11 protein-coding genes and 1 pseudogene are annotated in these 15,022 nt (G+C 76.5%); 9 read left to right on the top strand and 3 right to left on the bottom strand.

Translation table 11 applies throughout. The features are described from left to right. Positions 1–31: 31 nt before the first annotated feature. Positions 32–2,497, bottom strand: a complete 2,466-nt coding sequence (locus ACQP60_RS13875; RefSeq protein ID WP_429733672.1) for a helicase-associated domain-containing protein — start codon at positions 2,495–2,497, stop codon at positions 32–34. A 50-nt stretch (positions 2,498–2,547) separates the two neighbouring features. Further along, on the bottom strand, positions 2,548–3,471 hold the full coding sequence (locus ACQP60_RS13870) for an NAD-dependent epimerase/dehydratase family protein (protein WP_429733669.1): 924 nt from the start codon (positions 3,469–3,471) through the stop codon (positions 2,548–2,550). A gap of 122 nt (positions 3,472–3,593) precedes the next feature. Between ACQP60_RS13870 and ACQP60_RS13865 the strand changes: the two genes are divergently transcribed. The 5 genes from ACQP60_RS13865 to ACQP60_RS13845 all read left to right on the top strand — a co-directional run bounded on the left by ACQP60_RS13865 (position 3,594) and on the right by ACQP60_RS13845 (position 9,799). After that, on the top strand, positions 3,594–4,307 hold the full coding sequence (locus ACQP60_RS13865) for a TetR/AcrR family transcriptional regulator (RefSeq protein WP_429733667.1): 714 nt from the start codon (positions 3,594–3,596) through the stop codon (positions 4,305–4,307). A 247-nt stretch (positions 4,308–4,554) separates the two neighbouring features. Further along, complete coding sequence (locus tag ACQP60_RS13860; RefSeq protein ID WP_429733664.1) at positions 4,555–4,938, top strand: cold-shock protein; 384 nt, start codon at positions 4,555–4,557, stop codon at positions 4,936–4,938. 73 nt (positions 4,939–5,011) lie between these two features. Next, entirely contained in the window at positions 5,012–5,893 is an 882-nt protein-coding gene (locus ACQP60_RS13855) for a DUF3027 domain-containing protein (protein ID WP_429733661.1), read from the top strand. Then, positions 5,890–9,147: a sacsin N-terminal ATP-binding-like domain-containing protein gene (locus ACQP60_RS13850; protein ID WP_429733658.1), complete on the top strand. Its 3,258-nt coding sequence runs from the start codon at positions 5,890–5,892 to the stop codon at positions 9,145–9,147. Before ACQP60_RS13855 ends, ACQP60_RS13850 begins: the two co-directional genes overlap by 4 nt. A gap of 43 nt (positions 9,148–9,190) precedes the next feature. Then, complete coding sequence (locus tag ACQP60_RS13845) at positions 9,191–9,799, top strand: LOG family protein (RefSeq protein ID WP_429733655.1); 609 nt, start codon at positions 9,191–9,193, stop codon at positions 9,797–9,799. A gap of 6 nt (positions 9,800–9,805) precedes the next feature. Here ACQP60_RS13845 and ACQP60_RS13840 read toward each other — a convergent pair whose 3' ends face one another. Next, the gene (locus tag ACQP60_RS13840; protein ID WP_429733652.1) at positions 9,806–10,063 is read right to left on the bottom strand and encodes a DUF2530 domain-containing protein; all 258 of its coding nucleotides are present in this window, start codon (positions 10,061–10,063) and stop codon (positions 9,806–9,808) included. Between the two features lie 245 nt (positions 10,064–10,308). Between ACQP60_RS13840 and ACQP60_RS13835 the strand changes: the two genes are divergently transcribed. The 4 genes and pseudogenes from ACQP60_RS13835 to ACQP60_RS13820 all read left to right on the top strand — a co-directional run. After that, the gene (locus tag ACQP60_RS13835) at positions 10,309–11,817 is read left to right on the top strand and encodes a sugar transferase (RefSeq protein ID WP_429733649.1); all 1,509 of its coding nucleotides are present in this window, start codon (positions 10,309–10,311) and stop codon (positions 11,815–11,817) included. A 97-nt stretch (positions 11,818–11,914) separates the two neighbouring features. Further along, positions 11,915–13,378, top strand: coding sequence for an NCS2 family permease (locus tag ACQP60_RS13830; protein WP_429733646.1), 1,464 nt, complete (start codon positions 11,915–11,917; stop codon positions 13,376–13,378). Positions 13,379–13,563: 185 nt separating this feature from the next. Further along, positions 13,564–14,877, top strand: coding sequence for a UDP-glucose dehydrogenase family protein (locus tag ACQP60_RS13825; RefSeq protein WP_429734357.1), 1,314 nt, complete (start codon positions 13,564–13,566; stop codon positions 14,875–14,877). A gap of 35 nt (positions 14,878–14,912) precedes the next feature. After that, positions 14,913–15,022 (top strand): annotated as a pseudogene (locus ACQP60_RS13820) (dTDP-glucose 4,6-dehydratase); the annotation flags it as partial.

Genomic DNA, 15,022 nt, shown 5'->3' with positions numbered 1-15,022 from the left:
CGTGCTTGTTCCGGGCGGGCGTGCGCCCAGGTCAGCCGTCCACCGGCTCCACGCCGGCGATGCGGTGCACCGCGACGGTGAGCTCCGCCTCGCGCGCCGGGTCCAGCGCGCGCAGCCGCCCGCCGTCCAGCCGCAGCGGCTTGAGCGCGCGGCGCTCCAGCGTGCCCGACGCGCCCACCATCTCGATCCACACGACGCGGCCGTCGCGCAGCGCGTCGTGCAGGGTGGCCAGGGCGTCGCCCGGCTCGGGGGCGCGCCGGCGGTCGGGCGTCCGCGCCGGCTCCGGCGTCCCGTCCCTGCCCGACACCGGCGCGGCGCGGTGCGCGCCGGACAGCCGGTCCACGGCCGTGTCGGTGCCGGCGTCCGCGGCGCGGAGGCGGGCGACGAGGTGTCGGCGCGCCTCGTCGGAGGTCGCCTCCGGCTCGGCGGCCGGGCCGCGGCGCGGGTCGCGCGGGGTGCGGTCGGGGCGCGGCGGGCGGCGCAGGCGCGCGCTGAGCACGCGGCCGTCCGGGCCCTCGACGGCGGACAGCAGGCCGCGGGCGCGCAGCGCGTCGTGCAGCTCGGCCGCGGGGACGGCCGCGGCCAGGACCGTCGGGGCGAGACGCACCAGGCCCAGGTGGGCGAGCCGTGGGTCCGCCGCGAGGCCGGCGAGTACCGTCGGGTCCGCCGCGCGCACGTACGACCCCGCCGAGCCCACCCGCAGCGACTCGTGCCGACGTGCCGTGTCCCGCACCAGGTACTCCAGCGGCTGCGGCACGGGCACCCGCGAGCGGCTCGCCAGGGCGTCGAGCAGCTCGTCCGCCGTCGTGCCGTGGTCCAGCGCGCGCGTCACCGACGCCGGCGAGAAGCGCACCGTGGTCGCCGCCCCGCGCGACTCGACGTCCGCCGACCGCTCCAGCAGGACGGCGAGCGCCTGCGACGGGCGGCCCGGCACGATGCCGGTGAGGTCGCCCTGCAGCAGCACCTCGTCTACCTCTGGCGGCAGGGCCGCGCGCAGCGCCTCCTCGAGGCCGCGCGAGGTCGCGGGCGCGTGGTTCGCCCCCGGGGGCTCCGCGTCCGACAGGAGCGCGAGGACGGCGGCGCCAGGACCGGACAGCGCGCCCGCGCCGGTCGCGCCGAGCAGCGCGGCCTCCGTCAGCAGCCCCGCGACCGCCTGCTCCGGCGGCACGGTGCGCGGCGCGTGCCAGCGCAGCACGGACATGACCGCGTCGACGTCGAGCGCCGTCCCCGGCTGCGCGGCCAGCACCTGGAGCACCTGGCGGCGCAGCCGCGGCACCCAGCCGCGGTGCAGGTCGGGGGACAGCGGCGCCCGCAGGTTGCCCTTCTCGTCGCGCGAGCCCACCAGCCACGGCGTGCGCCGCGAGCCCGCCCACGCCGCCGCGAGCAGCGCCCAGCGCTCGGCGTCGTCCATCACCTCCCAGCGGTCGGCGACGGTCGTGGGCCGGTACGACGGCGGCGCCTCGCCGTCGTCGGCCACCACGCCCGCGGCGGCGGCCACCTCGACGACGAAGGCCGTGTCCGCCTCGTCCGCGCCGAGCGCCTGGGACGTGCGGCGCAGGTCGCGCACGCCGAGCCCGCCGCTGCGCAGCACCGCCGGTGCGGTGTCGTCCCAGGCGGCGACCAGGAGGTCCACCCGGCGCACCAGCTCGAGGGCGGCGCTCGCGGCCTCCGCGTCGGCGACCGCCTGCGGTATGGCGCGCCCGTCCGGCCGGGGCGGCGCGAGCTCGGGCGCGCGGTGCGTACGACCGCCCCGCAGCGCCAGCCCGACGTCGCGCGGCAGCGTCACGTGCCGGGCGTCCGTGCGCAGCAGCAGTCGCGCGTCGACCAGGGCGTCCACCGCCGTCCGCGCGGCGGTACCGGGCGCCGGGACCAGGCCGATCGGCGGGCCCCAGGCGAGGGCGTCCAGCACCTCGCGCCCGCCGCGGGGCAGGTCCGCGACGGCGTCGCCGTCCGCCCGCGGGAGGCGCGCGCCCGTGCGGGCCGGGCCGAGTCCCGCCGGGTGCGGGCCGAGGACGTCGTCCAGCCCGGGCGCCGGGCGCAGGTCGGGTCGTCCGGGCTCGCCCGCGTCCCACAGCAGCGCCGCGGTCAGCGCGTCGTCGAGCGCGCGCTCGACGACGGACCCCGCTGAGTCGGCGCCGTCGGCGCCGTCGTCGCCCGCCGGAGCGACGTCGTCCGCGCCGACCGCGTGCCGCACGTCGTCCGGGGACACCGGGCCGTTCCCGGCGAGCGCGACGACGGCCTCCAGCGCCTGCAGCGTGCGGGCATCTGCGTGCGCGAGGGCCCGCTCGAGGGCCGTGCGGCTGGACGCGCGGGCGGCCAGGGACCGCAGCGTGGACGGCGACGGCGTGGCCAGGTCGGGCCGGGCGCGCAGCAGCGCGAGGAGCTCGGCGTCGTCGCGCGTGCGGATCGCCTCGGTGAAGGTGCGGGGCGCGTCCGTGGTGCCGGCGCCGTCCGCGACGTCGGCCTCCGCCGTGCCCCGGGGCGACGTGCTGGCCATCTGATCGATGCTACGCGCCGCCCCCTCCCTGTTCGGCGAGGAAGGGAGGTTCAGAGCCCGGCGGTGCGGCGGCAGACCTCGTCCCACGGGGTGGGCTCGAGGCCCCACCGGGCGCGGGCGGAGGAGTCGTCCAGGACGTACGGCCGCTCCCACTGGTAGATCAGCTCGCGCACCTCGCGCAGGAGAGGGGAGACGACGGCGGCCGCGGCCAGCGCGGGACCGCGCAGCGCGCGGACGCGGACGCGCGGGCGTCCCGCGGCGGCGAGCACGTCGGCGAGGGCCTGCGCCTGGGTGCGCGGCGCGTTGCTGGGCACGTGCCAGGTACGGCCGTGCGAGCCCGGGTCCTCGGCCGCGGCCACCAGGGTGCGGGCGACGTCGGCCACGTCGGTGAACGTGTGCGGCTGGTCGGTGCGCCCCATCACCGTCACGGCCCTGCCGCGCAGGGCGGCGGGCAGCACGCGCGAGACGTGCCCGTTGGCGCCGATGCCGGGGCCCATGTAGTCGGAGGCACGGACCTCGACGGCGCCGCGCAGCCGGCCCTGCTCGAACGCCTGCCGCGCGTCGGCCCAGAGCCGGGTGCGCAGGACGGCCTTGTGGTCGGTGGCGACGTCGGGGAGGTCCTCGGTCATGGGGCCGTCGACCGGGCCGTACGGGTAGAGGTTCCCGGTGATGGCGTAGACGGCGCCCGACCGCTCGGCGGCGGCGAGGAGCGCGGCCGCGAGCGGCGGCCAGGCGCGCTCCCACTGCGTGTAGTCGCCGGGGTTGGCGCAGTTGTAGAGGACGTCGGCGCCGTCGGCCGCGCGGGTCAGCGCGTCGGTGTCGGAGGCGTCGAGGGCGGCGTGCGCGACGCCGGCGATCCCGGTGTCGCGGCCGCTGCGCGTGACGACGGTGACGTCGGAGCCGCGCTCGGCGAGCAGGGCGGCGACGTGCCGGCCCACGGGCCCGGCGCCGACGATCAGGTGACGGTCGGTCATGACTGGTGCTCCAATCCGAGAGCGGTGCTCTCTGTTGCGACGATCGTGGCACGTTCGACGGCGCCTGGCAAGAGCGGTGCTCTCGTTTGTGGTCATCGCTCTCGCATGCCAGGCTGAGCCGCATGGCCGACGCCCCCCGCACCGCCCGCGCCCTCGCCCGCGAGACGCTCACCCGCGAGATCCGCGCCGCAGCCCGCGCCCGCCTTGCCACCGACGGCCCGGTCGCCCTGTCGCTGCGCGCCGTGGCCCGCGACGTCGGGATGGTCTCCTCCGCCGTCTACCGCTACTTCCCGAGCCGCGACGCGCTGCTCACCGCGCTGATCGTGGAGTGCTACGACGAGCTCGGCGCCGCCGTCGAGGACGCGGACGCCGCCGTGGTCGACCGCGACGACGTCGCCGCCCGCTGGCTCGCCGCCTGCCGCGCGCTGCGCGCGTGGGCCGTGGCGCACCCCGCGGAGCTCGGGCTGCTGTACGGCACGCCGGTGCCCGGGTACGCCGCGCCGCGCGACACCGTCGACCCGGCCACGCGCGTCGTCCGCGTGCTGGTGACGGTCGTGGCGCGTGCCCACGCCGCCGGCGCGGCCCCGCGGCCCGCGCCCGACGGCGCCCCCGACGCGAGCGCCGTCGTCGACCCGGCGCGGCAGTTCGTCGCGGCGCGGGGCATCGTCGAGGGTGCGCCCACGGAGCTGGTCGCCCGCACGCTCATGGCGTGGACCACCCTGTTCGGCACGGTGTCGTTCGAGATCTTCGGGCACCTCGTCGGGTCCGTCGCCGACCCGGAGGCGTGGTTCGACGCCGTCGCCCTCCGGCTCGCCGCCGATCTCGGCATCCGTTGACGGTCGCCCCCACGTGCCGAACAGGCGGTTGATGCCGGAATGGGCAAAGAAATCGACTCATAACGGTGTCAACCGCCTGTTCGGCGCGAAGGGCGGGGTGCGGACGCGGACCGATGCGGCACCGGCCCGCACCGGCCGGTAGCCTGAGCGTCTGGCCGTGTGCCGGGCGCGCGCCCGTGCACCGGCCGGATCCGGCTCCGCGCACCGGCGCGGGGCCGTAGTCGACGACGAGCACGAAGAGGTTCAGGTGCCCACCGGCAAGGTCAAGTGGTACGACGCGGAGCGCGGGTTCGGCTTCATCGCCAGCGAGGACGGTGGGGAGATCTTCCTGCACGCCTCCGCGCTGCCCTCGGATGTCGAGAGCGTCAAGCCCGGCGCCCGGGTCGAGTTCGGCGTGGCCGACGGCCGCCGCGGACCGTCGGCGCTGTCCGTGACGCTCCTGGACCCGACGCCGTCGGTGGCGAAGGCCAAGCGCAAGGCGCCGTCGGAGATGGCCGGCATCGTCGAGGACCTCATCAAGGTGCTCGACCGCGTGGGCGACCAGCTGAAGCGGGGCAAGTACCCGGACGCCACGTCGGGCAAGCGCGTGGCCACGCTGCTGCGCGCCGTCGCCGACGACCTCGACTCCTGACGCCCCGGCCGACGACCACGCCCGCACCGAGGGCCCGAGACGAGGACATGACGAGCACGAAGAGGACGACGACATGGTGACCGCTGCCGCTGACGCCCCCGCACGCACGCCGCGGGTCAGCTCCCGCGCGCGCAAGGACGCCGTGCTGCTGGGCGCGGTCGACCTGGCGCGGGAGGCCGCGCAGGAGGGCGCGTCGTCGCCGTCGGACGTCGGCGAGCACCTGGGCGCGGTCGCCGAGGGCGAGCGCCTCATGTCCCACCGGTTCGCCGCGACGATGCCGGGCTACCGCGGCTGGCACTGGACCGTGACGCTCGCGCGCGTGCCGCGCGGGAAGGTCGCCACGGTGTGCGAGGTCGAGCTGCTGCCCGGCGACGACGCGCTGCTCGCCCCGGCCTGGCTGCCGTGGGCGGAGCGGCTGCGCCCCGGCGACGTCGGCCCCGGCGACACGCTGCCGTTCAAGGCCGACGACCCGCGCCTCGAGCCCGGCTGGAAGCCCACCGGTGATGAGGAGCTCGACTCCGTCGCGATCGACGAGCTCGCCCTCGCGCGCGAGCGCGTGCTGTCCCCGCAGGGTCGCGACGAGGCCGCCGAGCGCTGGTACCGCGGGTCGCGCGGCCCGACGGCGCCGGGCGCGGTCGCGTCGCCCGCCGAGTGCATGAGCTGCGGCTTCCTCGTGCCGCTGCAGGGCCCGCTCGGCCAGCTCTTCGGCGTCTGCGCCAACGCGTGGTCGCCCGACGACGGCAAGGTCGTGTCGCTGGACCACGGCTGCGGCGCCCACTCCGAGACGGACGCCCCGCACCCGCCGAGCGACTGGCCGGACGACGCGCCGCTCATTGACGAGCTCCGCGTGGAGGCCGTCGTCGTGGAGCGGCCCGCGACCACCGACGCCGCGGAGGCGACGGCAGAGGCGACCCCGGAGGCCGACGCCGCCCCCGAGCGCCCCATCGCCGAGTGACGGGCGACGTCTTCGGGGCCGCCGCGCTGCGGCACGCGGTCACGGAGGCGTGGCTCGGGTCGGGCACGCGCTTCCGGGAGGACGCGAACGCGGAGGAGGACCACGCGCGCGGCTACTACCGCGACCGCGTGGTGACCGAGCTCGCGCAGAACGCCGCGGACGCGGCCGCGCGGGCTGGGGTCGCCGGGCGGCTGGTGCTGCGCCTCACCGAGCTCGCCGACGACCCGCGCGGCGCCGCGGTCCTGGTCGCCGCGAACACCGGCGCCCCGCTGACGGCCGACGGCGTCGCGTCGCTGGCGTCGCTGCGCGCGTCGGCGAAGGCAGCCTCGGAGACGGGCTCGGCGGGTGACACCTCCGGCGGACCGGGGGAGGTCGGTCGCTTCGGCGTGGGCTTCGCCGCGGTGCGGGCGGTGTCCGACGAGGTGACGGTGCGCTCGACCAGCGGCGGCGTGCGGTTCTCGCTGGCCGCGACGCGCGACCTGCTCGACGACGTCGCCCCCGAGGGCTCGGCGTTGCGCGACGCCGTCGCCGGGCGCGGCGACGACCTGCCGGTCCTGCGCCTGCCGTTCTCCGCGCCGGCGCTGGGCGAGGCTGCCGACGGGGCGGACGACGCGTGGGACGGGTTCGCCACCGTCGTCGAGCTGGTGCTCCGCGACGCCGACGCGGTGGCGTCCGTGCGCGCGCAGCTCGACGCCGTCGACGACGCGCTGCTGCTCGCCCTGCCCGCCCTCGCCTCGGTCACCGTCGAGTGTTGTGGGCGCGATTTCGGGGACTATTCGCGACCGAATAGTCCCCGAAATCGCGCTCACAGCGACGACGCGGGGACGACGACGCGGGTGCTCGCCGACGTCGACGACCGGTGGGAGGTGCTGCGCCGGTCGGGCGCGGTGGCCGACGACGAGACGGCGGACCTGCCGCTCGAGCAGCGCCGCCCGCGCTGGTCCGTCGCGTGGGCGGTGCGCCGGGGCCCTGCCGGCGCCTCCGACCACGCCGACGACGGCGCCGTGCTGCACGCGCCGACCCCGACGGACGTGCCGCTGACGTTCCCGGCGCTGCTGGTGGCGTCGTTCCCCGTCGACCCGGGGCGCCGTCGCGTGCTGCCCGGCCCGCTGACGGACCGGCTCACGGCGGAGGCCGGGCGCGCGTACGCCGACCTGCTGGCCGGGCTGGCGCCCGAGCGGGGCGCGGACGTGCTCGACCTCGTGCCCGGGGGGATGCCCGCCGGCGACCTCGACGTCGCGGTCCGCGACGCGGCCCTCGACGCGCTGCGGTCGGCGCCCTTGCTGCCCGCGCCGGCCGACGCGACGTCCGCCGGCGAGGACACAGGGCCCGTCGCGGCCCGGGTCGCCCCCGCCGACGCGACGGTGCTCGTCGGTGCGGCGGGCGACGACCCGCGCCTGGTGGGCGTGCTGGCCGGCGTCGTGCCGGGGCTGGTCGCGCTCACGACGGCGCAGCAGGGCGTGGCGCGGCGGCTGGGCGCGACGCCCACGACGCTCGCCGACGTCGTCGCGGACCTGCCGGGCGGGCTGCCCGCCCCGCGCTGGTACGCGCTGTGCGACGCGCTCGAGCCGTACGCCGCGGACCCGGGGGTGCTGGAGGCGCTGGCCGGCGCGCGGGTGCCGCTCGCGGACGGGCGCACGGCGTCCGGGGTGCGGGGCACGGTGGTGCTGCCGGAGGACGACGACGACCCGGCGCTCGCCGCGGTCGCGCGGACGCTCGGCGTGCGCGTCGTGCACCCGGACGCGGCGCACCCGCTGCTCGTGCGGGCGGGGGCCTCGTCCACCAGCCCGCGCGCGCTGCTCGACGACCCGGGGGTGCGCGCGCTCGCGCTGGCGGCGTCGGAGGCGCTGCTCGACGGCGCGGCGGACGTGCCGGACCTGGGCGTCGTCGCCGCCCCCACCCTGGTGGGGCCGGTGGACGAGGGGCCGCGCGAGGTGGTGCAGAACGTGCTCGCGCTGGCTCGCCTGGCGCACGCCGGCGGCGGGCAGGACTTCCCGTTCTGGCTCGGCGAGCTGCCGGTGCCGACCGAGGACGGCTGGCGCCCCGCGCGCGAGGCGGTGCTGCCCGGGTCGTGGGCGGCCGGGGCGATGCCGGGGCTCGCGCCCGTCACGCGCGCGGCCGTCGCGTACTACCCGGCGCCGCTGCTGGTCGCGCTGGGCGTGCGGGCCGACCCTGACACGTACCGGGTGACCGACGTGCTCACCCCCGACCCCGCGGACCCCGAGGCCGAGCACGGCCCGGACGACCCGGCCGGCTGGCTGTCCGGCTGGGAGGACTACCTGCGGTTCCTCGCCGACCGCGTCGGCCCCGGCGTCGACGTCGGGGACGTGGAGGCGGTCGCCGACCTCGACGCGGTGGGCGACGACGCCGATGACACCGACGACACTGACGACGGGGACGGCGACGCCTGGGGGCCGGTGCTCGCCGCGCTGGCCGCCGACCCGGACGCGCGCCGCGCGCTCGTCACCCCCGTGGCGGGGGCGCCGTCGTACACGGCGTGGTGGCTGCGCGACCGGCTGGGAGCGCCGTTCGCCGCCCACGACGGCGTGCCGCTGCTGCCACCGGCGCCGCCCGCCGTCGCCGCGCTCGACCCCGAGGCGCGCCGGGCGCTGGGCGTCGTCGACGGGCTGGACCGGCTCGACCCGCTGGACTGGCCGGCCGCGCTCGACCGGCTGCCCGACGTCGGCACCTCCGTGCCGCTGTCCACCGCGCTCGGCGTGTGGCGCGGCCTCGCCGGGCTCGCCGTCCGGCTGGCGCCCGCCGCCCGGGCGGCCGCGCTCGACCCGCTGCCCGACCGGCTGCCCGCGCTCGACGCGAGCGACGTCGTCGTGCGCCGGGCCGACGACGTCGAGGTGGCCGGCACGGCGCGCTGGGCCGTGCTGGGTGCGGTGCTGCCCGTGCCCGAGGCGGAGGTCGCCGCCGTCGCGGACCTGCTCGACCTGCCCGTCGTGGGGGAGGACGGCCTGCCCGCGCCGGACGGCCCGGGCCAGGAGCGGCGGCTCGACGAGCGCGTCGCCGCCCTCGACCCGCGGCTGCCCGCGGTGTGGTTCGAGCACGGCCGGCTGTCCGTGGCCGGCAGCCCCGTGCCGTGGTGGGTGGACGCCGAGGGGCGCGCGCACGCCACCGACCGGGCCGGGCTCGCCGCCGCGCTCGCCGACGTCCTCGGCCGGCCCGACCGCTGTGCGCTGCTGGCGACCGTGCTCACCGCACCGGAGCGCGCCGCCGAGCTGTGGGTCACGACGGCCTGGGGCTGACGGCGGTGCCTGTCGGGCGGGCGGAGGTCCCTACGATGTCCGGGTGCTCGAACCGGAAAGCCTGACGACGTCGACCACGGGCGCGCTGCGCCGCCTCACCCTCTTCACCGGCTCGTCGCCGGGCCGCGACCCCCGGTACGCGGCGGCCGTGCGCGACCTGGCCGCGGAGCTGGCCGGCCGCGGCGTCGGCGTCGTCTACGGCGGCGGTCGCGTCGGGCTCATGGGCGAGGTGGCGGACGCCGCGCTCGCCGGCGGCGGCGAGGTGCTGGGCGTGATGCCGCAGGCCCTGGTCGACGGCGAGATCGCGCACCCCGGCCTCACGCGGCTGGAGGTCGTGGCCGACATGCACGAGCGCAAGCTGCGGATGGGCGAGCTGGGGGACGGCTTCGTCGCGCTGCCGGGTGGCGCGGGCACCCTGGAGGAGCTGTTCGAGGTGTGGACCTGGCAGCAGCTGGGCATCCATGCCAAGCCGGTGGCGCTGTACGACGTCGGCGGGTTCTGGCAGCCGCTGCTCGCGATGGTGGACCACATGGTGGCGGAGGGCTTCCTCGCCCCGACCTACCGCGACGCGCTGGTCGTCGCCGACACGCCGGCGCAGCTCCTCGACGCGCTGGACGCCTGGCGGGCGCCCGCCGCCAAGTGGGGGCGCTGAGGGAGGTCAGTCCTCGCCGCGGTACTCGCCGCGGTGCTTGCGCTCCCACAGCAGGCCGGCGCCGCCGAGCAGGATGCCGGCCACGCAGGTGACGACAGCCTCCTCCGTCGCGTCGCCGAGCGCGTACACGACCACCGTCGCGACGAGGGCCACCGCCCACAGGCCGATGCCGCCGAGCAGCACGCGCCGCAGGTCCACGCGCAGCGGCGGAGGACCGGGACGCCGCTCCTCCGGGTGGGTCAGCAGGCGGACGAGTGAGGGCACTCGCCCATCCTACGGCTCGGTCGGGTCTCGTCGCCCCCGGCGGCAGTCGTCCCGAGCACCCTGGCCGTGACGCCGGAGACCGGCTGAATTGCGGGTGAAACCCCAGGTCAGCGGGTGAAAACCGGGTCGGGTGAAAGCCGGGGTGAAAGGCCCGCGAAAGGGTCTCGGGAAGCGTCGTGGCGCTCCTACCTTGGTGACGCCGCCGCGCACGGGCGCGGCGGCGGAGCCCGGGAGAGGAGGCCGCCGTGATCACCGTCTCGGACATCGGCCAGCCTCTCCGGTCGCGCACCGCGGCCCTCCGCGCGGCGCGTCTCAAGGAGGTGCGGGACTCCTTCCGCGCCGGGTCGTGGCAGACGGCGTACCGGCGACGCCTCGTCCGCACCGACGTCGTCGTGGTGGTGACCGCGGCCGTGGCCGCCGCCGTCGTGCGCGGCGTCGTCGTGACCCAGCACGCCACCGCGTCCGTGCTCGGCGACCAGGTGCTGTGCGTCGTCGTGCTCGTGACGGCGTGGCTCGGCAGCCTGTGGGCCGGCCGCGCCTACGACGTGCGGGTGTTCGCGTCCGGGCCGGCCGAGTACCAGCGCGTGTTCGACGCGTCGTGGCGGCTCGTGGCCCCGCTCGCGCTGCTGGCCCTGCTGCTCGCGCGGCCCGGCATCTCCACCTTCCTCCTGGTCGCGGTGCCCACCGGCGTGGTCGCGCTCCTGCTCGGGCGGTGGCTGTGCCGCGGTTGGCTGCACCGGCGGCGCCGGGAGGGCGGGTGCGTCACCCTCGTCCTCGCGGTGGGGCTGCGCGACCAGGTGGAGCGGCTCGTGCACGAGCTGAACGACCGCACCTCCGGCTACCGCGTCATCGGGGTGTGCGTGCCGACCTCCGACGACGTGCGACCCGGCGAGGAGATCCTCGGCGTCCCCGTGCTCGGCGACCTCCGCACCGCCGGCACGATGGCGGCCCAGGTGGGCGCCGACTGCGTCGCGGTGAGCGGGTCGGACGCCATCACCGCCGACGTCGTGCGCCGGCTCGGGTGGGAGCTCGAGCCGGTCGGGGTGGACCTCATGCTCACCGCTGAGCTCGCCGACGTCGCCGGGCCACGCATCACCGTCACCCCCGAGCAGTCGGTGTCGCTGCTGCACGTCGACGCCCCGCGCTTCACCGGGCCGCGGTACGTGCTCAAGTCCGTGGTCGACTGGGCGGGCGCCGCGCTCATCACGCTGCTCCTGCTGCCCCTGATGACGGTCGTCGCCCTCGCCGTGCGGCTCACCAGCCGCGGTCCCGTGCTGTTCCGCCAGGACCGGGTGGGGCGCGACGGCCGCACCTTCGAGATGCTGAAGTTCCGCAGCATGCGCCAGGGCGCGGACCGCGAGCACACCGTGCTGGCCGGTCCCAGCGACGGCGACGGCGTGCTCTTCAAGCTGCGCGAGGACCCCCGCGTCACCGCCGTCGGGAAGGTGCTGCGGCGCCTCTCCCTCGACGAGCTGCCGCAGCTGTTCAACGTGCTCGCCGGGCAGATGTCGCTCGTCGGGCCGCGGCCGCCGCTGCCCGCCGAGGTGTCGCAGTACGAGGCGCGCGTGCGCCGCCGCCTGCGCGTCAAGCCCGGCCTCACCGGGCTGTGGCAGGTGGGCGGGCGGTCCGACCTGTCCTGGGAGGAGGGCGTGCGGCTCGACGTCTTCTACGCGGAGAACTGGACCGTCTTCGGGGACCTGCTCATCCTCGCCCGCACCGCGAAGGCCGTGGTCTCGGGGCGGGGGGCGTACTGACACGACGTCGCCTCGACCGGCGTCGACGATGTGAAATCCGCGTCACCACGCGGTTTCCGTGCAGGAGTCCTTCACAGGATCTGGCACGATTCTGCTCATGGCGAACCAGACCACCGCGCCGCCGCAGGGCGAGCTGAGCGCGATCGACCGCTTCTTCAAGATCACCGAGCGAGGCTCCACCATCGGCGCGGAGGTCCGCGGCGGTCTGGTGACGTTCTTCGCGATGAGCTACATCATCGTGCTCAACCCGCTGATCATCGGCACGGTGCCCGACGGCACCGGCCAGGTGCTGGGCGGCGGCACCGAGGCCACGCCCGAGTCGCTCGGCATGGTCGCGGCGGCCACCGCGCTGATCGCCGGCGTCGCGACGCTCCTCATGGGCGTCTTCGCGAACTACCCCCTGGGCCTCGCCGCCGGCCTCGGCCTCAACGCCGTCGTCGCGTACTCCATCGCCGGACTGCCGAACGTCACCTGGGCCGACGCCATGGGGCTCGTGGTGATCGAGGGCATCATCATCCTGATCCTCGTGCTCACCGGGTTCCGGGAGGCCGTGTTCAACGCCGTGCCCGTGGAGCTCAAGACGGCGATCAGCGTCGGCATTGGCATGTTCATCGCGCTGGTCGGCCTGGTCAACGCCGGCTTCGTCGTGCCCGGCGAGGGCACCGTCGTCGCGCTCGGCAACCTCGGCACCTGGCCGATGCTCGTGTTCATCGTCGGCCTCGTGCTCACCATCGTCCTGTTCGTGCGCAAGGTGCGCGGCGCCATGCTGGTCGCGATCATCACGGCGACGGCGCTCGCCGTCGTGCTGGAGAACACGCTGCACATCGGTGCCAAGAGCGCGGAGAACCCGGACGGCTTCAACCTCAACGCGCCCACGTTCTCGGGCGTGGTCACGACGCCGGACCTCGGCCTGATCGGTCAGTTCTCCCTGCTGGGCTCGTTCCAGAACATCGCGGCCGTGTCCGTGGTCCTCATCGTCTTCTCGCTGCTCATCGCGGACTTCTTCGACACGATGGGCACCATGGTCGCCGTCGGCGCCGAGGGCAAGCTGCTCGACAAGGACGGCAACCCGCCGCGCACGCGCGCCATCCTGGTGGCCGACTCGCTCGCCGCCGTGCTGGGCGGCGTCGGCAGCACGTCGTCCAACACCGCGTACGTGGAGTCGACGACGGGCGTCGGCGCCGGCGCGCGCACCGGCTTCGCCGCCGTGGTCACCGGCGCCCTGTTCCTGCTCGCGACGTTCCTGTCGCCGGTCGTCGCGCTGGTGCCCTACGAGGCCGCCGCGCCGGCCCTCGTCTTCGTGGGCTACCTGATGATGGCGCAGGTCGCGGGCATCTCGTGGCGCAACGTGGAGATCGCGATCCCCGCGTTCCTCACGATCATCATCATGCCGTTCACGTACTCCATCGCCGACGGCATCGGCGCCGGCTTCATCGCGTTCGTCATCATCAAGCTCGCGCTCGGCAAGGTGCGCCAGATCCACGCGCTCATGTGGGTCGCCGCCGCCATGTTCCTCGTGTACTTCACGCTCGAGCCCATCCAGGCGGCCCTGGGTCTCTGACCTCGCGCGACGGCGTCGCACCGGCGGCCCCGGACCGGTCCCCCGTGGCCGGTCCGGGGCCGTCGTGTCGTCCGGGACCCGGAGTTTTTCGGCCTCGTCCGTCGTCGTGCCGCGACCTAGAGTGAGCGCGAGGCGCCCTCGGGTACCTCGTCGTCCCACGGATGCCTCGACGAAGGGCAGTGAACGTGCAGGTCTCGGTGATCGGTCTGGGGTATCTCGGCGCGGTGCACGCCGCGAGCCTCGCGCAGCTCGGCCACGACGTCGTGGGCGTCGACGTCGATGCCGAGCGGGTCGAGGCCCTGGCCGCCGGCAAGGCCCCGTTCTTCGAGCCGGGGCTGGACGACCTCTTGTCTCAGGTCACGGGAACGGGCCGGCTCACCGTCTCGACGGACATGGCGGCGGTCGCCGGGTCGCGGGTGCACTTCGTGTGCGTCGGCACCCCGCAGCGGCCGGACGGCCCGGCGGCGGACCTCACGTTCGTCGACGCCGCGGTGGGCGAGCTCGTCGCGCACCTCGGAGCGGGGGAGATCGTGGTGGGCAAGTCCACGGTCCCCGTGGGCACCGCGCAGCGGCTGGCAGCCGTCGTCGGGTCCGCCGGGCCCGGGGCGGTGCTCGCCTGGAACCCGGAGTTCCTGCGCGAGGGTTTTGCCGTGCAGGACACGCTGCACCCGGACCGGCTCGTCTACGGCGTGCCCGACGGCGCGGCCGGGGAGCGCGCCACGGCGGCGCTCGACGAGGTCTACGCCCAGCCGCTCGCCGAGGGCGTGCCGCGCATCGTCGCGGACTACCCGACGGCGGAGCTCGTGAAGGTGGCGGCGAACTCGTTCCTCGCCACCAAGATCTCCTTCATCAACGCGATGGCGGAGCTGTGCGAGGCGGCGGGGGGCGACGTCGCCCGCCTCGCCGACGCGATCGGCCACGACGCGCGCATCGGGCGCCGCTTCCTCAACGCCGGACTGGGGTTCGGCGGCGGCTGCCTGCCCAAGGACATCCGGGCCTTCCGGGCCCGCGCCGACGAGCTCGGGGCGGGCGACGCCGTCGCCTTCCTCGGCGAGGTCGACGCGATCAACACGCGCCGTCGCACCCGCATGGTGGATCTCGCCTCCGAGGTGCTGGGCGGGATGGTCGAGGGGGCCGAGGTGACCGTGCTCGGCGCCGCGTTCAAGCCCGACAGCGACGACGTCCGCGACTCGCCTGCCCTCGACGTCGCGACTCGCCTGTCCGAGCTGGGCGCGGTCGTCACCGTGCACGACCCGCAGGCCATCGACAACGCGCGCGCCAAGCAGCCGCTCCTGCACTACGAGCGGGACCTGGAGGCCGCGCTGGCCGGCGCGGACGCCGTCCTCCTCCTCACGGAGTGGAAGCAGTACCGCGACCTGGACCCGGAGCGGGTGGGGACGCTCGTCGCGCAGCGCACCGTCCTGGACGGCCGCAACGCCCTGAGCCGCACCGCGTGGACGGACGCCGGCTGGCAGTATCGTGCCCTCGGCCGGCGCTGAGCCGGGCATTCCCCCACAGATTGGTGCAGGTTGTCATGCGCGTTCTGGTCACCGGCGGCGCCGGGTTCATCGGGGCGAACTTCGTCCAGCAGACGGTGGTGGAGCGTCCTGGCGCGGTGGTGACGGTGCTGGACGCGTTGACGTA

The organism is Isoptericola variabilis, assembly GCF_050311655.1.
GTDB lineage: Bacteria > Actinomycetota > Actinomycetes > Actinomycetales > Cellulomonadaceae > Isoptericola > Isoptericola variabilis.
The sequence above is the reverse complement of the archived record's forward strand: the minus strand, read 5'-3'. Positions and strand labels throughout refer to the sequence as shown.